The sequence below is a fragment of the Mycobacterium sp. genome (genome assembly GCF_049608025.1).
GTDB lineage: Bacteria > Actinomycetota > Actinomycetes > Mycobacteriales > Mycobacteriaceae > Mycobacterium.
The window spans coordinates 24,119-43,374 of sequence record NZ_JBMYXC010000017.1 but is presented as its reverse complement, the minus strand read 5'-3'; the positions used below and the strand labels follow the sequence as shown (position 1 = coordinate 43,374).

Sequence of the window (19,256 nt, the reverse complement as noted above, 5' to 3'; positions counted from 1 at the left end):
CTGTTTGGACACTGTCGCGAACGGTATACCTTCGGACACATGGCTGTGTTATCCGACGATCAACTAGAAGCCGCGCTGCCTGAACTCGATGGCTGGGAACATGTCGACGGCGCCCTGCGCCGATCTGTCAAGTTCCCCACATTCCTGGGCGGCATCGCTGCGGTACAGCGCGTGGCCGCCCACGCCGAGGTCGCAGATCACCATCCGGACATCGATATCCGTTGGCGAACAGTAACTTTCGCACTGGTGACCCACTCCGAAGGCGGAATTACCGACAAAGACGTCGAGATGGCGGCCGAGATCAACCGGATCGTCGAGCAGTAGTGGCGATCCATGCCAACGTCACCAGCGTGGCGACGACGTAGACCAGGCCCGCCCAGGCCAGGTACCACGGCCGTGAGATCGCCCAGATGCTCGGCTGGGCAAAGCTGAGCAACCAGGGCACGCCGACAGCGGCCAACACCAGCCAGCCCCACCCGAGGACACGCGCACCCAGCCGACCGCTTTGCGGACCGTGAAGCAGCCACATCATCAGCGGTATCAGCCACACCCAGTGATGAGTCCATGAGATGGGAGACAACAGCAGGCCGAAAAGCTGCACGATCACGATGGCAGCGAGCCGGTCCTCGGCGCCGCCGACCGCACGCCACGCCATCAGCGCCAGTACGGCTGTCACGGCGATTCCGGTCAGCACCATGGGACCGTATCCGGCATCGTGTCCCAGAATTCGCGAGATGCCGCCGCGCCACGATTGATTGAACGATGTCCCGATCGGGCCGACCCGGCTCGCGTCGCCGAGTAGTTGAGTGAAGTAGAAGCGGGTTTGGTCACCGACGACGAGAACCGACACGCCGATCGTCAGGAAGAACACCACCGCAGCGAACACCAACACGCCCCAACGCCGCGCGCCCAGGAAATACAACCCGGACACCGCGGGCGTCAGCTTCACGCCGGCAGCCAAGCCAACCAGCAGCCCCGACAACCACCAGCGCGTGCTGTACACCGCGTAGAGAACGGCTAGCACCAGGAACACGTTGACCTGGCCGTAGTCGAAGGTGCTGCGCAACGGTTCGATCCAGATACCGACAGCGGTCCACAGCATCGCGACGCGCCGCGAGCCGGCTGCCGACGGATCCCGGTCCCGCAGTAGCCGCTGGCTGATGCGCACCACACCGTAGAGCGCTGCGACGATCCCGAGCTCCCAGGCGAACGCGACTGGCCCGAATGGCAGGAGTTGCAACGGGTAGAACAGCACGGCCGCGAAAGGCGGATATGTGAAGGGCAGCGGGAAGTCTGGCGTCTGATCGGCGTAAACGTAGTCGTAAAGGGCGCCAGGGTGATCCAACGCGGCGGCCCCGCCGAGATAGACATGCAGGTCAACGAAGTTCGCGCCGTTGGGCGACAGGTAGGTCCACGCCAAGCGGATGCCGATGCTCAGGATCAGCAGCGCGGGCGCCGCAGCCGACAGTCGGGCGGTCCGCCGCGGGCCGGAGCCGGCTGAGGCAGGGGTGATGGCGTCGATAGGCCCGACTCTATCGAGCCGTCACGATCGGCACTCGCGTCCGTAACGGTTGAATAAATGCCACACGTGTCACTTGAGTACCTCTAGCCACAGGCTAGCTTCGGGTGCAGACGTACATCAGCGCCGTTCGCGGCAGTCAAGGAATCTGGGAGAAGTTCATGCACCGCAACGGAAAACTGTTGGCAACCACAATGATCGCAGCGGCGGGAGCAGCCTCGACTGCACTGGCCTTCAGCGCAGTCGCGGCGGCACAGCCCGCACCTGCACCCGCACCCGTACCCGCGCCTGCGATCGCACCCGAGGTCCCCGGCCTGCCGTTCCTTCAGCAACTCGCGGCCAATCCCGCGGCCGCAGCCCAGTTCATGCAGACGTTCGCCAACGTCCTGGGCGCGACTACGCCGACCACCGCGGCGGCCCCGGCCATCCCACCGGCCACGACCGCGGCAGTCAGTGTCCCCCAGGAGATATCCTCACTGCCCAGCGCGGTAACCGGCGCGGTGACGGCGCTGCCGGAGACGGCTCTGGCGCTGCCGGAGACAGCTCTGGGTCTGGCGGACCCGGCTCTGGCCCTGGCGGACCCCGCTCTGGCCCTGCCGGATCCGGCTCTGGCAATGCCGGGAAATACGACCACGGTTCCTGCCACAGAAGCGATCCCCGCGTCGACGCCGCTCCCGTCGCTGCTGCCGGCAGGCCTCACTGAACAATTGGGCGTCCCCGCCAGTCTCGCTTCGTTGCTGCCGGGCGGCACATCGCTGGCCAGCCTGCTGCCGGTCGCGGCAACCGCCGCCGCACCCAACCCGCCTGCGGCGATCGCTCCTGCGGCGCCGGCCGTGCCGACCGAAACGACATTCACGCCGCTGTCGGCATTGCCCTGACGCCCGTCTGATCCAGCTAACCGGCCCACCGAACCATTGGGGAAAAATGTCAATGACCAGGACGAAGCTCACCACCGCCATAGCGGTGGGCTCCTCGACCGCGTTACTGATGGTCGGCGGGGCCGGCGGCGCTCACGCCGATCCCGTGCCGGCGCCACTGCCGATCGACATGCTGCAGGCACCGGGTCTGCTGGCGATGGAGAGCATCGGACCCGTCATCCAGCAGGCTGCGCTTGACCCAAGCAATGCCGCTTCGATGCTGATGGCCGCTGCCGCAGTGTTCGCCGGCGACGCGCTCGCGCCGCAGCCCTCCCGCGAGGTCGCGGCCGCGGTCAACGAGTTCGTCGCAGCCCCGGTCGCCCACGTTCCGGCCGCCGGGGCGACGCCCGGCACAGACGCTCACCTGCGGGCAGGTGTGAATCCTGCGCACGCGGTGGGCCCGGCGCCAGAGGCGCTGCCGCAGGCAGCACCTGAGATCGCCGACGCCGCCATCCCCGCCGCGGCACCCGCACCTGCACCTGCACCTGCACCTGCACCTGAGGCGGCACCCGCAGCGGTTGACGCACCGGTTCCCGACGCCATCCCCGAGGCGGCACCCGCAGCGGTTGACGCACCGGTTCCCGACGCCATCCCCGCCGCGGCACCAGCACCTGCTCCAGAGGCGGCATCCGCACCGGTTGCCGACTCCGCGCCGACGGCCGGTGATGTGGCGCCCGGCGGCGCGCCTGACTTCGGCCCCGACGCCCCGGTCACTCAGGACTTCCTGTACCCGTCCATCAGCAACGGGTGCCTGGCCGACGGCGGGAACGTGCTGGCGACCACAATCTCGGTGGCCGGTCCCGCCAAGATCCCGACACCCGGCCCCGGACCCGGTCAGACCGCCTACGTCTTCACCGCGATCGGCACTCCAGGTCCGGCCGCCGAGCAGGAGTTGCCGCTCAACGTAACCTGGGTCAACCTGACGACTGGCGAGTCGGGCAGCGCGACGCTCACACCGCAGGCCGATATCAACCCCGCCGGACCGACAACGCTGACAGCGATCGTCGACACCGGATCGGGCAGCATCATGTCGACGATCTTCGGTCAGGTCACCACCACGGAGAAGCAGTGCCAGTTCATGCCGACGATCGGCTCCACGGTCGTCCCCTGATGCAGGGGGATCTCGCCGAACGTGCATCCGTGGTGGCAACAACCTTCGATCAGCTACCGGAGATTCGCCACCTACCAGAGATCCGCGCTGGGCAGATCATCGTGCCGGAAGCTCAGTAGGCCATGAAGAGGATCGCATCGCGGTCATAGTCGAGGCCAGGATGCACGTCTGACAGGTGAGCCTGGGTCTTGTCCACCAGATCGTCTTCGTCCTTGCCGGTGATGGCTTCTCCGCAGGGGCAGTTGAGATGAGTCTTCATCTGTTCACAATGACACAGCATCCACGACGCCCAACGAGGGCCGGCAGCTGCCGCGTGGGTACCCGCGCCACGATTCGGCGGCGAGTCTCTGTGCCGCCGAGCTCACACCGTGAGACCTTGAATGCGTGACGGTCACATTGGGCTACGCCACGGTCGGGAACATCGAGCAGGACCTCGACGAGCAACTCGCCGAACTCGCCGGAGCCGGTGTGGACCGGCGAAGGATCTTCACCGACAGGACGGCAGGGTCGGCGGACAAGATGCGCGCGGGGTTGCTGGCCTTGCTCAGCTATGCCCGCTCGGGCGACATCGTCATGGTCGTGGCACTCGAAAAGCTCGGCCGATCGGCATCCGAGGTCACTCAGACCGTCGCCGACCTCACCACCCGCGGAATCACGCTGCGCTGCCTGCAGAATGGCCTCGACACAGCCACCGCCAGCGGCCGGGCGGTGGCACGGATTCTCGGGGACCTCGCTGCCCTGGATGCAGCCCGCTGCGTTGAGCATGCACACGGATCGTGATCTGGGCGCCCCGCCATCAACCGGACACAGCAGACCCGGTGCCCTGGGCTTGAGCTTCAGCCGCGCCTGATTTCTCCGGCCTCAGCCGCCTTGGCTTCCTGCTTAGCCGCGGCCTTGGCTTCCTTCTTGTAGGTGCGCACCTTCTGCAGCGATCCCGCGTCATTGACGTCCGCTACCGACATGTGGGTGCCCGCTTTGCCATAGTCGCCTGCGGCCGCCCGCCAGCCCTTCGGCCTCACCCCGTATTGCTTGCCCAGCAGTGCGACAAAAATCTTCGCCTTCTGTTCGCCAAAGCCCGGCAACGCCTTCAGCCGTCGGAGCACCTCGGCCCCGTCGGGCTCTCCCGCCGTCCACAGCGCCGCGGCCTCGCCGCCGTACTCGTCGACGATCACCTGAGCCAGCGCCTGAACCCGCTTGGCCATAGAACCCGGAAACCGGTGTATTGCAGGCGTTTGCGAGCACAGGGCGGCGAAATCCGAGGGGTTGTAGTCCGCGATCACCCGCGCATCGAATCCGCCGATGCGGTCGTCGATCTTCCTCGGGCCGGCGAATGCCACTTCCATGGGGATCTGCTGATCCAGCAGCATCCCGGTCAGCAGGGCGAACGGGTTGGAATCGAGCAGCGCGTCTCCCGCAGGTTCCTGCGCCAGGCACAGCTTGGCAGTCATAGCCGAATCTTATCCGGGGCTACAACCCGCGCTCCGTAGTCGGCCGATGGCCCGAATCGAGCCGTTGTGGAACACCGGGGCCGAACGCCGGGGGACGATTGTCCGGTGCTCAAGCGACACTTTTTGTCTCAGCCGCCGCGTGACCGCCGATGACCGGTGCCGGCATCTACCTGGTCTACCTGCTCGCCGGCATTGTTGCCGGACTGGTTTCCGGCCTGTTCGGGCTCGGAGGTGGCTTGACCATCGTGCCCGCGCTTGCGGTGGCTCTGCCATTCCAGGGCGTTTCACCCGAACACGTGATGCACCTCGCCATCGGAACATCCCTTTCGGTGATGTTCTTCACGGCCCTGTATACGACCTTCTTGCGGAGTCGCCACGGGGACCTGGACTGGCCACTGTTCTGGCACCTACTCCCGCCGGTGGTGCTCGGAACGGCGATCGGCGCGTTCGCGGGCGGCCTGCTGCCGGGCGGGATCCTTCGGATCTTCTTCATATGCTTTGTCGCTTACATGCTCACGCGCGCGTTGCACCACCACTACCGGACATCGCAGGTTGCCAGGTCCAGCAACGAACCCGCGCCCGCTCCCGTCATGCCGTCCCGCGCCAGCCGGCTGACCTCTGGGGTAACCACCGGCTTGACCGGTGCACTGCTCGGCGCCGGCGCCGCCATCATCACGGTGCCCTATCTGCAAGCAGCGGGGTATCGGATACAAAGCGCCTCCGCCATCGCGGCCGGGCTGTCCGCGGTGATCGGGATCGGCGCAGGTGCCGGCTACCTGCTCGGGGGACTCAGTGCCACCGGACTTCCCGACGCGGCGATCGGATACCTGTACCTGCCGGCGTTCGCCGGGATGACCGCGGGCGCACTTCTGGGTTCACCGCTGGGTGTCCGAATTTCGCACCGCATGCCTGAGGCCGCTCAGTTCCGGCTCTTCCTCGCCTATCTCGCTGTGGTCCTGATCGCCATGATGTGGCCCGCATAGAAGCAATGCGGACTACCGCAGCGGACCTGGCGCACGGCCTTCCGCGACCCATGGATACGAGCCGGGGATGGGCTAACTAACCGCTCTTGCGACGGAATTCACGACGGTTCTCGACGGGGCCGTGGCTACGTGGCTGTCTGGCCCCGCCGTCCTTGTGCGCCGAACCGGCAACCGACTTGGCGTTCTTGCGCTCGAGCGCCTCCCGGAACTGGCGCTTCGTGTCATCCCCGGAAGACTTCGTGTCATCCCGGGAAGACTCTGGAGACTCCGCTGACCCCTTGGATGCCATGACTGCAGCCTAGCCGCTCACCGTCGCCCCGGCGGCATGCCGTAGACGTGAGAGATGGGCATTGTCATCAAGACCCGCCGGTCGTCGACCATCGCCCTGCGGTAGTCGTCCCAATCCGGGTGCTCACCCGAGATCTCGCGGTACAGGGCGACCAACCCCTCCACCGTGGCGTCGCCGGGGGCCGCGGCCGGTGGGGTCAGGACGGCTTCGGCTTCGGCGACCGCGTAGGCCCAACCATCGTCGGAGCTGACGTGCAGAGCGGCGCGTGGATCGCGGCGCAGATTACGGGTCTTGGCCCTGGTCTCGGTGATCGACACGGAAACCGTCAGCGCGCGAGGATCGAAGTGGTAGGTCACATTGGACAGTTGCGGTCTGCCGTCCCGCTTGAGCGTGGCTAGCACGCCCAGCGAGTTTCCGGCGATCACTGCCAGCAGCTTGTCGTCGAACACATCGCGCGTCATCCCACGAGCCTACGACCACATCCAGACTGCGATGATTGGTCATGTGAGATAGCGCCCGATGAAGTCTTGCGCGGCCGGCGCAGGGCGACATGGATCCAGATGGGAACCAGATGAACGCAAAGCACACCGCCGACCTGACCGGGGTGTCCGAGACCGCGCTGATGACGCTGGCGGTCCGTGCGGCAGAGGCCACGCGGCCCGACTCCATTCTTGAGGACCCGATGGCGATCCAACTCGTCGAATCCATCGACTACGACTTCGCCAAGTTCGGGTTCACCCGGCGCCAGGACATGGCCCTGCGCGCGTTGGTCTTCGACAAACACACCCGTCGTTACCTGCTGGACCATCCCGAAGCCACCGTCGTCGCGCTCGCCGAGGGTCTGCAGACGAGTTTTTTTCGGCTCGACGCCGGTGGCCCCAGTGACGCCCCCGGGACCGGTGGCAGGCAACGATTCCGCTGGCTGACCGTCGACCTGCCCGCCATGATCGCGCTGCGCCGCAAGCTCCTGCCCGCCTCCGCACGGGTCCAGATGTGCGCGCAATCGGCGCTGGACTTCAGCTGGATGGACCAGGTCGATACCGATCACGGCGTGTTCATCACCGCCGAAGGTCTGCTGATGTATCTGCAACCCGACGAAGCCCTGGCACTGATCACCGAATGCGCCGCGCGGTTTCCCGGCGGCCAGATGATGTTCGATCTGCCACCGTCAGGTCTGGCGGCCCTGACCCGGCGCGGCGTGCGGACATCGCTGCGCTACCGGGTGCCGCCGATGCCCTTCACCCTGTCGGTGGCCGAGGCCGCCAACCTGGTCAACACGATTCCCGGTGTGCGGGCGGTCCACGACGTGCCGAGCGGACGCGGGCGCGGAACCGTGCTCAATGCGCTGCTCTGGACGGTTCAGCGCATTCCGCTGCTGGACCCGGTGCGGCCGGTGGTCACACTGCTCGAGTTCGGCTGATCAGCCGAAGGCCGCCTCCACGTAACGCAGAGCCTCGCCTTTGTCGACGCCGAGTGCGCGCGCCTTGGTCACGAACGCATTGGCGGCAGTCGCCAATGCCGCATCGGCGGGATCGGAGCGCGCGACGAATGTTCCGAAGCGGCCCCTGGTTTCCAGAACGCCTGCTGCTTCCAACTCTCGGTAAGCACGCGCGACCGTGTTGACTGCGAGGTTGATCTGTCCCGCCAGCTCGCGGACCGTGGGCAGTCGGGCGCCCGGGGCCAGCTCCCCAGACTTTATGGCACCGATGATCTGCATTCTGAGCTGGTCGAACAACGGCCCGGCATCCTGTGGATCCAGGCGCACCCAATCCCCCAGTTCGGCCACGCCACCAGTATCACCCACTCCGGCTAGTTTGGTGGAGTGCAGGTGACGGTATTCAGCGGGGCGGGGATCTCGGCCGAGAGCGGCGTCCCGACGTTCCGGGACGTCGAGACGGGTCTGTGGGCCAAGGTCGACCCCTATGAAATATCGAGCGCACAGGGCTGGCAGGACCACCCCGACCGGGTGTGGGCCTGGTACCTATGGCGCCACCACATGATGCGCGCCGTCGCGCCCAACAACGGCCATCGCGCCATCGCAGCCTGGGAGGACTTCGCCGAGGTTCACGTGGTGACCCAGAACGTGGACAACCTGCACGAACGTGCCGGCAGCAACCACGTGCACCACGTCCACGGCAGCCTGTTCGCCTTCCGCTGCGACCAGTGCAAATCGGCCTACCGTGGCGAGGTCCCGGCGATGCCCGAGCCGACCCCATCGATCGAACCGCCCCGCTGCGAGTGCACCGGCCTGATCCGGCCCGATGTGGTGTGGTTCGGCGAAGCGCTACCCGATGACGCATGGCAGCAGTCGGTCGACGCGGTGATCGAGGCCGACCTGGTCGTGGTGGTCGGCACGTCGTCGGTTGTGTATCCCGCGGCAGGGCTACCCGAATTGGCGGTAGCCAGAGGTACGCCGGTGATCGAGGTCAATCCCGAGTCCACCCCGCTGTCGAACAGCGCGACGGTGACGCTGCGCGAGTCGGCGGCTACCGCGCTGCCTGGGCTGTTGCAGCGTCTTCCCGCGCTGCTGAGTTGAAATACGCCTCGGTCACGCCGGCTTCACCGCGACACCGAGCGCGAACTCGGCGACCGGCATCGGAACCCACGCGGGAAGGGTCCATTCGCGGCGGGCGCGGGCGACGCGGAACCCAGCGGCGAGGATCGTTTCCTCGGTATGGCGGTGAGTGTGGCAGTTTCCCGCCATCCTGGGCCAGAGCGTGGCGTCGGCGAACTTCTGCAGTCGGGCGCGCGGCCCGATACCGGCGACGTGTTCGAGGTATCGCAGCTCACCGCCCGGGCGAAGCAGCGAATACAGTTGACCCACAACCTGTTCGGGATCGGCTACCGAACACAGCACCAGCGAGCAGACGACCGCGTCGAAATCGCCGCCGTCGGTGAACTTCTCGACCGTACCGGTGTCCACCGTGACCGGCGCCGGCGCACTGGAGGCCGCCGCTCCGGCCAGCGTCGCGAGCCTGCGCTCGGGCTCGAGCGCTACCACTTCGGTGACCGTGTCGGGGTAGAAGCCGAAGTTGGTGCCGGTACCGGCGCCGATCTCCAGGACCCGGCCCGACAGCCCGGCCAGGTTCGCCCGGCGAAGCCGACGCAGGGATTCGGGCTCTCGCGACGACATCGCAATCCACAGTCGCGCGAAGAACGGGTTATCGACGGTGTCGCTCATCGGCGACCTCCTTGAGCCACGTCACCGTCTCAGACGGTGTATCGGTGGGCCGGATGGCCCCTGACACGATGTGTCCGCAACAGAGCGAACGCAACACTCGATCGGCGAATTTCTCCACATCCCCCCAGGGCAGGTAGGGCCGTGAGATGAGCAGCGCCGCGACTCCGTGAGCTGCGGTCCACAGCTCGAGCGCCAGGGCGGTCGGGTCCTTTCGCGGATAGATCCCCTCGTCGATCAACACCTCTATCGTCGCGCGCATGTGCACGAACGCCGAGCTGTTCAATGTGATGTCGACATCGCTTCCTGGATGGCCCCGTTCCATCGTCGCGATGCGATACAGCTCGGGCGTTTTCAACGCGAACCGCACATAGGCCAAACCTTGCGCCCGCAACACGTCGATGGCTGACGACCCGTATTCACCCGCGTGGCCGGCGACCTGCTGCATCTCCTCATCGAGCTTCTCGAAGTACCGCACGCATACCGCATCGAGCAGCGCATCCTTATCGGAAAAATGCAGATAGATCGACGGCGGCGTCACGCCGACGTGCTGCGCGACGGATCGGATCGAAACTGCTTTCGCGTCACCGTATTCCAACAGCAATTCGGTTGCCGCGTCGAGGATCTCGTCTCGCAGTTTATCTCCCGAACCCCGCGGGGCGCGGCGCCGCCGAGCGGTCATGCCCGCCATTCTATTTCCCCAATCCGGCACGTCCGCCGGCCACGGGTTCGCCCGGCAGGTTGTCTTCGACGGTTTCGCTGAGCCCGATCCGTTCATGCAGTTTCGCCAGCGGTTTGGGAGACCACCAGTTCCACCGACCCAGCATGTGCATGAAAGCAGGCACCAGCAGCATCCGGACCAGAGTGGCGTCGGCGAGGATCGCGAGGGTCAGGCCGACGCCGAACATTCGCATGAACGCCACCTTGGCCGCGATCAACGCCGCGAACGAGATCGACATCAACAAGGCCGCGGCCGTCACCACACGCCCGGTTCTGGCCAGACCTAGGGCGACGCTCTCGTCGTTGTCGGCGGCGGTCTGGCCCGATTTCAGCCAGTACTCGCGGATGCGCGAAACGAGGAATACCTCGTAGTCCATCGACAGTCCGAAGGCGACGCAGAACAGCAGCACCGGAATATTGGCCACCAGGGTCCCCGTCGGTGTTGTACCCAGCGCACCCAGGTGGCCTTCCTGGAAGATCCACACCAGTGCCCCGAATGCCGCGGTCAGCGACAATACGTTGAGCACCAACGCTTTCAGCGGTAGCACCACACTTCCGGTCAGCAGGAACAACAAGATGAAGGAGATAGTCGCGATGACGGCGAGCACCATGGGCAGCCGGGATGTGATCGCGCTCGCGCTGTCCCGGTTGACCTGGGCCAGACCGGTCAGCTGCACATGTTGACCGGCGGGCGTGGCGACGGCATGCAGCCGGTCGAGCTGATCTTCGGAGGCGTCGGTGAACAGCGGCGCCGAGCTGGCCACGGTGAGGAATGCACTGCCCTCGGCGAAACCAGCCGCCGCAGAAGGCGGGCCGACCACTTTTCCGTCGACGAATGTGCCGCCCGGCGCGGACACCGACGACACGTCGTGGACGCGGGAAAGCTCGGCCGCGTAGGCACTGAGCGCATCGGGAGTAACCCCTTCGACGCTCGGTAGCACGACTGTCACGTTGGTCGACGAGTCGACCTCGAAGTCGTTACGCAACTCGTCGCCGACCTGACGGGCCGACGCCGAGGACGGCAGCACGCGGTCGTCGGGAAAGCCCCATGTGGCGCTCAGGAACGGTGCGCCCACGAGCAGTAGCAGCGCAACGACCGCGAACCCGATCGGAATCGAGCGGCGCATCACGTACTTGGTCGACCGATACCAGAACATCTGCTCGACCGGCTTGCGCTCGGGCTCGGGCCTGCCCAAGATCCGGCGGAGCAGTCTACGTACGTCCAACGAGTCGAGCCGGTTGCCCGCCAGCACGATCGCGGCCGGCGCCACCACGATCGCGGCGAACGCGGCGAACGCGACGACGGCCATGCCCGCGTAGGCGAAGGACTGTAGGAAGTACATCGGGAACAGCACCATCGCGATCATCGACAGCGCAACCGTCATGGCAGAGAACAGCACCGTGCGGCCGGCGGTCATCATGGTGTGCACCAGCGCGCGGTGGCGCTGCGCGGCATCAACGGGCCCGGCAGAGTCGGCGCGGTCGGCCAGTTCGTCGCGGTATCGGCTGATGATCAGCAGCGTGTAGTCGATCGCCAGGGCAAGGCCCAGCGCGATAGTCAGGTTCAACGCGAAGATCGAGACGTCGGTGATCATCGTGACGGCGCGCAGCACCGCCATCGAACCCAGGATCGCAAACGCGCCGACGGCGAGCGGCAACGCGGCGGCGAGCAGTCCGCCAAAGACCCAGACGAGCACGACGAAGCTCAACGGAACCGCGATGGATTCCATCATGAGCAGGTCTTTTTCGCTCTGGGCGGTGATTTCGACATAGGTCATCGCGACACCGCCGGCCCGCACGGTCACGCCGTCGCGGTCATGCACCAATTCGTCGGTGAGCTCCTTGGCGTGCTTCTGGGCGCCACTCTCCCCGCCGGTGATACCCGCGACGATCAGGCCGGTCTTACCGTCCTTGCTGATCAGCGCCGGGGCCGCGGCGGGCGGCGCCGTCCACGCCGAGGTCACGCCGGCGACATGAGGGGATTGGGCCAACTCGGCGGCGATGTCGGTGCCGACCGCGCGCGCCGCGGTCCCTTCGACGCCGTCGGCCCCCTCGGCGGTCACGCTGATCAGCAACTCCATGTCGCCCTGCCCGAATTTGTCGACCAACAGCGCGGTCGCGCTGGCCGACTCGGAAGTGGGGTCCTGGAGCCCGCCGGCGGACAGGTGTTGGGTCACGGGTACACCGAAGACCCCGCAGCCCGCCATCAGGAGCATCGCGGCGAGCAGGATGCGACGGGGCGCCGCGATGGCCAACAGAGCGATGCGCTGCAACATCTGGCGTCCGTTCGGGTGAAGAGTCCAGAGATAACGCGGCTAACTTATCACCGATAACTTAGGGGAGCCATGCTGCGCCGTGGTCGAGGGCCTGCACTTCACGGCACCACCGGATCTCTGGCTATTCGCCGGCGGCCGGCGACCTTACCGAGCGGTAGGAATTGCCACCATTTTGCGAAACGCGACTCAAAGATTCCTTAATCGCGGTAGTTACTGTCCAGTATATGTGGATCGACGACACCAGCGCGGATGTCATCAAGGTTGATTTCGATGCTCTCTACCACGGCGACGTCCTGGTCGAAGGGATCACCTCGGAGCAACTCGACGACGATCGCGTCCTCCCTACCGCGGTGTGAAAGTGCGCGCGCCCGTTGGTGCGCGTTCCGCACGACCGGTCTAGCCGCCCACCGTCTCGGTTGCCGGCGTCACCATCTCGGCCAATCGCTCGCTGATCAGGGCTTCGCTTTCAGCGACAATGCGTGAGACCAAATCCCCGACCGTCGGGATGTCATTGATCAGACCCATCGCCGTGCCCACAGTCCAGATTCCGGCGTCGACGTCGCCCTCGTCGAAGACCCGGCGCCCTCGCACACCGGCCACCAGGTCTTTGATGTCCTCGAACTGACCGCCGCCGTCGAGGATCTCCACCACCTCGCGCGAGACGGAGTTCGAGGCCACCCTTGCGGTGTTGTGCAGGGTGCGGAAGATCATCTCGGTGCCCCGCTCGTCACCGGCGACGATGGCGTCCTTGACGTTGTCATGGATGCAGGACTCGACGGTGCACATGAAGCGCGAACCCATATTGATGCCGTCGGCACCCAGTGCCAGCGCGGCGACCAGACCGCGGGCGTCGGCGAATCCGCCCGAGGCGATCATCGGGATCTCGATCTTGTCGGCTGCGGCCGGAATCAGCACCAAACCCGGGATGTCGTCCTCACCAGGGTGACCCGCGCATTCGAAGCCGTCGATGCTGATGCCATCCACACCCAGCGACTGGGCCTTGACCCCGTGCCGGACCGAAGTGCACTTGTGCAGCACCTTGATGCCGTTGTCGTGAAACATCGGCAGATGCGGGGCCGGATTGGAACCCGCGGTCTCGACGATCTTGATGCCTGCGTCGACGATGACCCGCCGGTACTCGTCATAGGGCGGCGGGTTGATCGCCGGCAGGATCGTCAGGTTCACACCGAACGGCTTGTCGGTCAGATCGCGGGTCTTGGCGATCTCGTTGGCCAGATCCGCAGGCGTGGGCTGAGTGAGCGCAGTAAGGAACCCCAGCGCACCCGCATTCGCCACGGCGGCGACCAGTTCTGCACGGCCGACCCATTGCATACCGCCCTGAGCGATTGGATGCTCGACGCCGAAGGCCTCGGTGAATTTCGTCTTCAATGTCACGTCTACCGCGGCGCCATGCGGATCGCGCCATCGAGGCGGATCACTTCACCGTTGAGCATCGGGTTCTCCACGATGTGCACCGCAAGCGCACCGTATTCGTCGGGGTCACCCAACCGTGCCGGGTGGGGCACCTGCTTGCCCAGCGAAGCCTGAGCCTCCTCTGGAAGCCCGCCGAGCAGTGGCGTCTTGAACAGTCCCGGCGCGATCGTGACGACGCGGATCAGCTCGCGGGCGAGGTCTCGGGCTATCGGCAACGTCATGCCGACCACCCCGCCTTTGGACGCTGAGTAGGCGGCCTGCCCGACCTGACCGTCGAAAGCGGCCACCGAAGCGGTGTTGACGATGACGCCGCGTTCCTCGCCGAGGGGCTCGGTCTTGGCGATGCGCTCGGCCGCCAGTCGCAGCACGTTGAACGTGCCGATCAGGTTGACCTGCACGACGGCGTTGAAATACTCCAGCGGGAACGGTCCATTCTTTCCCAGCGTCTTGATGGCGTTGCCGATGCCGGCGCAGTTGATGTTGATGCGCAACGGACCCATCTCCTCAGCGGTATCCATCGCCGCCGAGACCTGCTCGGGGTCGGTCACATTGGCCTCGACGAACCGGGCGCGCGAACCCAACTCCTTGACTACGTCGGCACCCTTGAGGTCAATGACGACGACCGACGCTCCCTGGTCGAGCAGTCGCTTCGTCGTCGCGAGACCGAGCCCGGAAGCACCGCCGGTGACGACCGCTACAGCGTCTTTGATCTCCACTGAACTGTCCCTTTCTTTCGTTGTTCTTTAAACCCATTCCTGCAAAACAGCTTCGGTGTCAGCACCGGGCACCCCCGGCGGCTTCGGGGCTGACGGAGCACTGCGCGAGAAACGCGGAGCGGGCGCCGGATACACGTGGCCGTTCTCGCGGTAGAAGGTGTCGCGCTCGGTGTTGTGCGATTCGGATTCCACCTCGGCGAAGGACAGCACCGGCGTGACACACGCGTCGGTGCCACCGAAAACGCCGGCCCAGTGATCACGGTCGTGGGCCGCGAACGCCTCGGTGAGGCGCGTCCGCAGTTCGGGCCAGCGGCTCATGTCGTTCTGGTCGGGCAGGTCGGCCGGGTCGAGGCCGACACCAGCGAGCAGTTGAGCGTAGAACTGCGGCTCGATGGCACCCACCGCGACGTGTCGACCGTCGGCGCACGTATAGGTGTCGTAGTACGGCGCGCCCGTGTCCAGCAGGTTGACGCCGCGGTCATCTGTCCACATGCCCATCCCGCGGAAGGCCCACATCATCATCGACAGCACGCTTGAGCCGTCCACCATCGCGGCATCGACGACCTGCCCCTTGCCGGAGCGCTCCCGCTCCCACAGCGCCGAGAGCACGCCGACAAGCAGGAACATCGACCCCCCGCCGAAGTCGCCGACCAGGTTCAGTGGAGGCACCGGCCGCTCACCAGCCCGCCCGATCGCGTGCAGTACGCCGTTCAGAGAGATGTAATTGATGTCATGGCCGGCCTGCTGGGCGCGCGGGCCGTCCTGGCCCCACCCTGTCATCCGGGCATAGATCAGCCGTTCGTTGAGCTGGGCGCAGTCCTGCGGGCCCAGGCCGAGCCGCTCGGTGACCCCGGGGCGAAAACCCTCGATCAACACATCCGCTTTGCTGATCAACCGCAACACGAGGTCACGGCCCTCTTCGCTCTTCAGATCGGCCGCAACCGAGCGCCTGTTGCGCAGCAGATGATCCCCGCCTGGTTTGGTGGCCGGCCCAGGCCCCCTGCCCGGGCGTTCGACGCGGACGACGTCGGCGCCGAGGTCACCGAGAATCATCCCGGCATGCGGTCCGGGGCCGATGCCGGCCAGTTCCACGACCCGCAGCCCCTGCAGTGGTCCAGCCATGTCTAGTCGCCCTTCGTCGGATCGCTCGGTTGACCGGCCACATAGCTTACTTGTATAACCAAGTCGAACCGGCCACGGGGCATCGACTCTTGGATGACCCCCAGATCAGGGGACAGACATGAGCACCATCGACTCGGATGCCGATGCGCACACGGGCGGCCACCCGGTTGGCTACACAGGAATCGACGATCTCCTCGTCACGCTCGACAAGGGTGTGCTGGGTGTGACGTTCAATCGTCCGGACAGCCTGAACTCGCTGACCGCACCCATGCTGAACACGTTCGCCGCGACGCTGGAACGCGCTGCGGCCGACCCCGGTGTGCGGGTGGTCCGCGTCGGTGGATCCGGGCGCGGTTTCTCCTCCGGGGCCGGAATCAGCGCCGCGGACCACGCCAACCCCGATGCTGCTGGAACACCGGCCGATGTGCTCGATGCGGCCAACCGCAGTATCCGTGCGATCGTGAACCTGCCACAACCGGTAGTGGCCGTGGTGCAGGGAGCGGCCGCAGGTGTCGGCGCGTCCCTGGCCCTGGCATGCGACGTCGTACTGGCATCGGAGAAGGCCTTCTTCATGCTGGCGTTCACCAAGATCGGACTGATGCCCGACGGCGGTGCGTCGGCCCTCATCGCGGCGGCGGTGGGTCGCATCCGCGCGATGCGGATGGCGCTGCTGGCGGAACGCATTTCGGCTGCCGACGCCCATGGATGGGGCCTGGTGAGCGCGGTGTATCCGGTTGATGAGTTCGACGTCGAAGTGGCCACAGTGATCGCGACGCTGGTATCAGGTCCGGCAATAGCACTGCGCAAGACCAAAGATGCGATCAATGCCGCCACCCTGACCGAGTTGGAAGGCGCGCTCGAACGCGAGGCTCAGGGCCAGTCGGTACTACTCGGCACGCGGGACTTCCGCGAAGGCACCAAAGCCTTCCAACAGCGCCGGTCCGCGAACTTCGCCGACTCCTGAAGCAGGACTGCTGACCTCGCCCGCCCGCCGCGATCAGGCTCTACACCCCGAAGATGGGCGGCAGCGCGAGCACCAGCACCAGCCCCCAGAAGAAGTGAGTGAGCATCGGCGCGAGCACTCCCCCGGTCGCGCGGCGCTCGAGCGCACACACCGTGCCCAGGACGATCGCCGCGAAGCCCAGCATCGGGTTGCCCGTCGTGGCGGCCGTCGCGATCACATACAGCACCGTCGATACGATCACCGGCCGATACTTGGCCAGCGCGGTATAGAGAGCGCCACGGAAAAACAGTTCTTCGGCCACCCCGTTGATCACCGTGATGAACACGATGAGCAGCAGCGGACCGGCGGTGGTGAGTTCGAGGACGCGCGTGATGTACTCGCGCACACCGGGTATCTGGCGCGCGACCAACCCGCCCACGACGAAGACCGCGCCCAGCGCCAGCCCGACGACCGTCCCGGTGATGACCGGACGCTGGTTGCGGCCGCGGAACCGCACATGCCCGAGGTGCAGTGGGCCCGAGGCGAACGCACCGACGACCCACACCGCGGCAAGTGCGAACGTGAGCCAGATAAACGATTCGTCGCCCGGCTGGCGACTCAACGAGTAACCGAGCAGTGCCGCACCGATCAGCAGGAAGATCGAGACAACGATCTTGCGGCGGAAGATCACCGAAGGCCATTCGTTGTACGGCGCCGCCTGGGTACGCGCGATGCGGTAGATCTCAGCGGATAAGCCGGGCCGCGTCGTCGGTGTGCTCACGCCGAAATCACCTTCGGTAGCAGGCCGACCACGGCGTCCAACCCGGCGCGCACCGCGCCGGCGACGGGACCGGGAACGATCCCGATCAGACCAAGAAACGGCCGCGCTGCCGACGGCGTCACCGCGCCCGCGAGTTGCTGGATTCTTTCTACATCTCCCCCTGTCCACTGTGGGTCGGTATCGGCGAGGTGGTGCACATCGGCCAGCGCATTAACCGGGCGACGCTTCGGACTCGCGATGGCACGGCGCAGTGCCTCCTCAACCCCCAACAGGCCGCCCGGCGGCTCAGCGACCAGGTCAGCAAGACCGTCCATCGAGGCCATCATCGGATAGTCAAGGGAATCAACGAGATCCGCTGCAAGGCCACCGGGCACCGGCAGCACGGCCCCGGTCACCATCGACACCACGTTGGTGTCGACGCCGTACACCGCCACCGGTGTGCGCCAGATGCCGGCGATTCGCGCGTAGCTTCGCAGCAGTTCCCAGTAGGTGGTCGTCTCGTGACCGGAGATGTCGTAGGCGCCGGCGGGCACGCTGTCCGCGTCGGCCGCCGCGACGAGGTAGTGAAGCACGTCGCGAATCGAGATCGGATCCATCGGGTTGGCCGACCATTCCGGCATCGGCAACACCAGGAACCGGTCCGCGACGTAGCGCAACATTTCGAACGACGTTGACCCGGCTCCGATGATCATCGCTGCACCGAGCCAGACCACATCGGGTCCACCGTCCACGGCGAGTGCGTCCGCGACCTCGGCGCGACTGACCAGATGCTCCGACAACGAGTCGCCCTCCGGCACGAAACCGCCGAGGTAGACGATGCGTTGCACCCCGGCCGCCTTGGCCGCCGAGGCCACGTTGGCTGCCGCCACGTTGTCCGCCTCCCGGAACCCGGGCTGCCCGATGGCATGGACCAGGTAATAGACGACGTCAATCGATCCGGCATCAGCGAACGCCTGGCTCGCCGAGGCGTCGTCCTGTGCGTCGAGCCGCACCATCGAAACGTCGGCATGCCAACCGAAATCCTTGAACCGCCCAGGGTCGCGCCCGGCAGCGACCACCTCATGGCCTTCCTCGAGCAGAGCGGTGACGAGGCGGGAGCCGATGTATCCGGTGGCGCCGGTGACTAGTGTTCGCACAGATTTCACCGTACGTCGGTACCCGGAGTCGGCGTTCCGGAACCCGACCTACGCCCGATCACGATGCAGTTCGACCAGCTGTTGGTACACCAGCGCGTTCTGACGAATATTGGACAGCTCGTCCTCGCTGAGCTCACGGCGAACCTTGCCCGGAACCCCGGCCACCATCGACCGCGGCGGGATCATCGCGCCCTGCGGCACCACCGCACCTGCCGCGATGAGCGATCCGGCACCGATGTTGGCGCCGTTGAGCACTACCGCTCCCATGCCGATCAAGGAGTCGTCCTCGACCGTGCAGCCGTGCAGCACCGCGTTGTGACCAATGCTGACGCCCGCACCAACACGGACCGGGAAACCCGGGTCGACGTGGATGGTGACGCCGTCCTGGATGTTGGTGCCCGCCCCGATCTCGATGAGCTCAGCCTCGGCGCGCAGGATCGCCCCGTACCAGGCGCTCGCCCCGGCCGCCAGAACGACCTGACCGATCAGAGTGGCATTCGGCGCCAGCCAACTCTGCGGGTGCAGTTGGGGCGCGCGCCCGGCGATGGGAAGAATCAGAGGTTCTGGCATGGCCGCCATCGTAGGACCGGAGGCGGTGAAAATGTGAACCGCGCCGGCCGATCGCGGCGGTGTGCGGCGAGGATCACTCGCGCCTTCCGGGGCCGCCTAAGTTCCAGAAAAAG

24 protein-coding genes are annotated in these 19,256 nt (G+C 66.1%); 9 read left to right on the top strand and 15 right to left on the bottom strand.

Annotation, left to right across the window (positions count from 1 at the left end):
• The first annotated feature begins 39 nt into the window (after positions 1–39).
• Positions 40–324 (top strand): 4a-hydroxytetrahydrobiopterin dehydratase, encoded by a 285-nt coding sequence (locus tag ACPGXI_RS08460; protein ID WP_526651763.1) that lies wholly within the window; start codon positions 40–42, stop codon positions 322–324.
• Here ACPGXI_RS08460 and ACPGXI_RS08455 read toward each other — a convergent pair.
• Positions 302–1,522 (bottom strand): mannosyltransferase, encoded by a 1,221-nt coding sequence (locus ACPGXI_RS08455; protein ID WP_526651807.1) that lies wholly within the window; start codon positions 1,520–1,522, stop codon positions 302–304. The two genes, ACPGXI_RS08460 and ACPGXI_RS08455, sit on opposite strands and share 23 nt — an antisense overlap.
• 104 nt (positions 1,523–1,626) lie before the next feature.
• On the opposite strand from ACPGXI_RS08455, the gene ACPGXI_RS08450 reads away from it, so the two are divergent.
• Together ACPGXI_RS08450 and ACPGXI_RS08445 are read left to right on the top strand one after the other, a co-directional pair.
• On the top strand, positions 1,627–2,397 hold the full coding sequence (locus ACPGXI_RS08450) for a hypothetical protein (RefSeq protein WP_526651761.1): 771 nt from the start codon (positions 1,627–1,629) through the stop codon (positions 2,395–2,397).
• A 46-nt stretch (positions 2,398–2,443) separates the two neighbouring features.
• Positions 2,444–3,547, top strand: a complete 1,104-nt coding sequence (locus ACPGXI_RS08445) for an Rv1157c family protein (protein ID WP_526651759.1) — start codon at positions 2,444–2,446, stop codon at positions 3,545–3,547.
• Positions 3,548–3,659: 112 nt separating this feature from the next.
• Here the strand turns inward: ACPGXI_RS08445 and ACPGXI_RS08440 are convergent, their stop codons facing one another.
• Entirely contained in the window at positions 3,660–3,806 is a 147-nt protein-coding gene (locus ACPGXI_RS08440; protein WP_526651757.1) for a DUF1059 domain-containing protein, read from the bottom strand.
• Between the two features lie 125 nt (positions 3,807–3,931).
• On the opposite strand from ACPGXI_RS08440, the gene ACPGXI_RS08435 reads away from it, so the two are divergent.
• On the top strand, positions 3,932–4,327 hold the full coding sequence (locus ACPGXI_RS08435) for a recombinase family protein (RefSeq protein WP_526651755.1): 396 nt from the start codon (positions 3,932–3,934) through the stop codon (positions 4,325–4,327).
• A 56-nt stretch (positions 4,328–4,383) separates the two neighbouring features.
• On the opposite strand, the gene ACPGXI_RS08430 is transcribed toward ACPGXI_RS08435, so the two are convergent.
• A complete protein-coding gene (locus tag ACPGXI_RS08430; RefSeq protein ID WP_526651753.1) occupies positions 4,384–4,995 on the bottom strand; it encodes an HhH-GPD-type base excision DNA repair protein in 612 nt (203 codons plus the stop codon).
• A gap of 149 nt (positions 4,996–5,144) precedes the next feature.
• On the opposite strand from ACPGXI_RS08430, the gene ACPGXI_RS08425 reads away from it, so the two are divergent.
• Positions 5,145–5,978 carry a sulfite exporter TauE/SafE family protein gene (locus ACPGXI_RS08425; RefSeq protein ID WP_526651751.1) on the top strand — a complete coding sequence of 278 codons (834 nt, stop codon included), beginning with the start codon at positions 5,145–5,147 and terminating at the stop codon, positions 5,976–5,978.
• A 76-nt stretch (positions 5,979–6,054) separates the two neighbouring features.
• Here ACPGXI_RS08425 and ACPGXI_RS08420 read toward each other — a convergent pair whose 3' ends face one another.
• Together ACPGXI_RS08420 and ACPGXI_RS08415 are read right to left on the bottom strand one after the other, a co-directional pair.
• Positions 6,055–6,267, bottom strand: coding sequence for a DUF5302 family protein (locus tag ACPGXI_RS08420; protein WP_526651749.1), 213 nt, complete (start codon positions 6,265–6,267; stop codon positions 6,055–6,057).
• A gap of 17 nt (positions 6,268–6,284) precedes the next feature.
• On the bottom strand, positions 6,285–6,728 hold the full coding sequence (locus ACPGXI_RS08415) for a PPOX class F420-dependent oxidoreductase (protein WP_526651747.1): 444 nt from the start codon (positions 6,726–6,728) through the stop codon (positions 6,285–6,287).
• Between the two features lie 89 nt (positions 6,729–6,817).
• On the opposite strand from ACPGXI_RS08415, the gene ACPGXI_RS08410 reads away from it, so the two are divergent.
• A complete protein-coding gene (locus ACPGXI_RS08410; protein WP_526651745.1) occupies positions 6,818–7,687 on the top strand; it encodes a class I SAM-dependent methyltransferase in 870 nt (289 codons plus the stop codon).
• Here ACPGXI_RS08410 and ACPGXI_RS08405 read toward each other — a convergent pair whose 3' ends face one another.
• Positions 7,688–8,053 carry an Rv1152 family transcriptional regulator gene (locus ACPGXI_RS08405; RefSeq protein ID WP_526651805.1) on the bottom strand — a complete coding sequence of 122 codons (366 nt, stop codon included), beginning with the start codon at positions 8,051–8,053 and terminating at the stop codon, positions 7,688–7,690. It abuts the gene before it with no gap.
• 36 nt (positions 8,054–8,089) lie between these two features.
• Here ACPGXI_RS08405 and ACPGXI_RS08400 point away from each other — a divergent pair, with 36 nt between their 5' ends.
• Positions 8,090–8,803, top strand: coding sequence for an SIR2 family NAD-dependent protein deacylase (locus ACPGXI_RS08400; RefSeq protein WP_526651743.1), 714 nt, complete (start codon positions 8,090–8,092; stop codon positions 8,801–8,803).
• A 12-nt stretch (positions 8,804–8,815) separates the two neighbouring features.
• On the opposite strand, the gene ACPGXI_RS08395 is transcribed toward ACPGXI_RS08400, so the two are convergent.
• Genes ACPGXI_RS08395 through ACPGXI_RS08385 form a run of 3 tightly spaced genes read right to left on the bottom strand, consistent with a single transcriptional unit; the run spans position 8,816 to position 12,441 of the window.
• On the bottom strand, positions 8,816–9,448 hold the full coding sequence (locus ACPGXI_RS08395; RefSeq protein ID WP_526651741.1) for a class I SAM-dependent methyltransferase: 633 nt from the start codon (positions 9,446–9,448) through the stop codon (positions 8,816–8,818).
• Complete coding sequence (locus ACPGXI_RS08390; protein ID WP_526651739.1) at positions 9,429–10,136, bottom strand: TetR/AcrR family transcriptional regulator; 708 nt, start codon at positions 10,134–10,136, stop codon at positions 9,429–9,431. Before ACPGXI_RS08390 ends, ACPGXI_RS08395 begins: the two co-directional genes overlap by 20 nt.
• A 1-nt stretch (position 10,137) precedes the next feature.
• Positions 10,138–12,441: an MMPL family transporter gene (locus ACPGXI_RS08385; protein ID WP_526651737.1), complete on the bottom strand. Its 2,304-nt coding sequence runs from the start codon at positions 12,439–12,441 to the stop codon at positions 10,138–10,140.
• A 224-nt stretch (positions 12,442–12,665) separates the two neighbouring features.
• On the opposite strand from ACPGXI_RS08385, the gene ACPGXI_RS08380 reads away from it, so the two are divergent.
• The gene (locus ACPGXI_RS08380) at positions 12,666–12,797 is read left to right on the top strand and encodes a hypothetical protein (protein ID WP_526651735.1); all 132 of its coding nucleotides are present in this window, start codon (positions 12,666–12,668) and stop codon (positions 12,795–12,797) included.
• 40 nt (positions 12,798–12,837) lie between these two features.
• On the opposite strand, the gene ACPGXI_RS08375 is transcribed toward ACPGXI_RS08380, so the two are convergent.
• Genes ACPGXI_RS08375 through ACPGXI_RS08365 form a run of 3 tightly spaced genes read right to left on the bottom strand, consistent with a single transcriptional unit; the run spans position 12,838 to position 15,713 of the window.
• Entirely contained in the window at positions 12,838–13,836 is a 999-nt protein-coding gene (locus ACPGXI_RS08375; protein ID WP_526651733.1) for an NAD(P)H-dependent flavin oxidoreductase, read from the bottom strand.
• A 2-nt stretch (positions 13,837–13,838) separates the two neighbouring features.
• Positions 13,839–14,591 carry a 3-hydroxyacyl-CoA dehydrogenase gene (locus ACPGXI_RS08370; RefSeq protein WP_526651731.1) on the bottom strand — a complete coding sequence of 251 codons (753 nt, stop codon included), beginning with the start codon at positions 14,589–14,591 and terminating at the stop codon, positions 13,839–13,841.
• A 27-nt stretch (positions 14,592–14,618) separates the two neighbouring features.
• Positions 14,619–15,713 carry a CaiB/BaiF CoA transferase family protein gene (locus ACPGXI_RS08365; RefSeq protein ID WP_526651729.1) on the bottom strand — a complete coding sequence of 365 codons (1,095 nt, stop codon included), beginning with the start codon at positions 15,711–15,713 and terminating at the stop codon, positions 14,619–14,621.
• Between the two features lie 118 nt (positions 15,714–15,831).
• On the opposite strand from ACPGXI_RS08365, the gene ACPGXI_RS08360 reads away from it, so the two are divergent.
• Positions 15,832–16,677 carry an enoyl-CoA hydratase/isomerase family protein gene (locus tag ACPGXI_RS08360; protein ID WP_526651727.1) on the top strand — a complete coding sequence of 282 codons (846 nt, stop codon included), beginning with the start codon at positions 15,832–15,834 and terminating at the stop codon, positions 16,675–16,677.
• Positions 16,678–16,717: 40 nt separating this feature from the next.
• On the opposite strand, the gene ACPGXI_RS08355 is transcribed toward ACPGXI_RS08360, so the two are convergent.
• Genes ACPGXI_RS08355 through ACPGXI_RS08345 form a run of 3 tightly spaced genes read right to left on the bottom strand, consistent with a single transcriptional unit; the run spans position 16,718 to position 19,143 of the window.
• A complete protein-coding gene (locus ACPGXI_RS08355) occupies positions 16,718–17,437 on the bottom strand; it encodes a CPBP family intramembrane glutamic endopeptidase (RefSeq protein WP_526651725.1) in 720 nt (239 codons plus the stop codon).
• Entirely contained in the window at positions 17,434–18,582 is a 1,149-nt protein-coding gene (locus ACPGXI_RS08350) for an NAD(P)H-binding protein (RefSeq protein ID WP_526651723.1), read from the bottom strand. Before ACPGXI_RS08350 ends, ACPGXI_RS08355 begins: the two co-directional genes overlap by 4 nt.
• 39 nt (positions 18,583–18,621) lie before the next feature.
• Positions 18,622–19,143: a gamma carbonic anhydrase family protein gene (locus ACPGXI_RS08345; RefSeq protein ID WP_526651721.1), complete on the bottom strand. Its 522-nt coding sequence runs from the start codon at positions 19,141–19,143 to the stop codon at positions 18,622–18,624.
• Between the last annotated feature and the right edge of the window lie 113 nt (positions 19,144–19,256).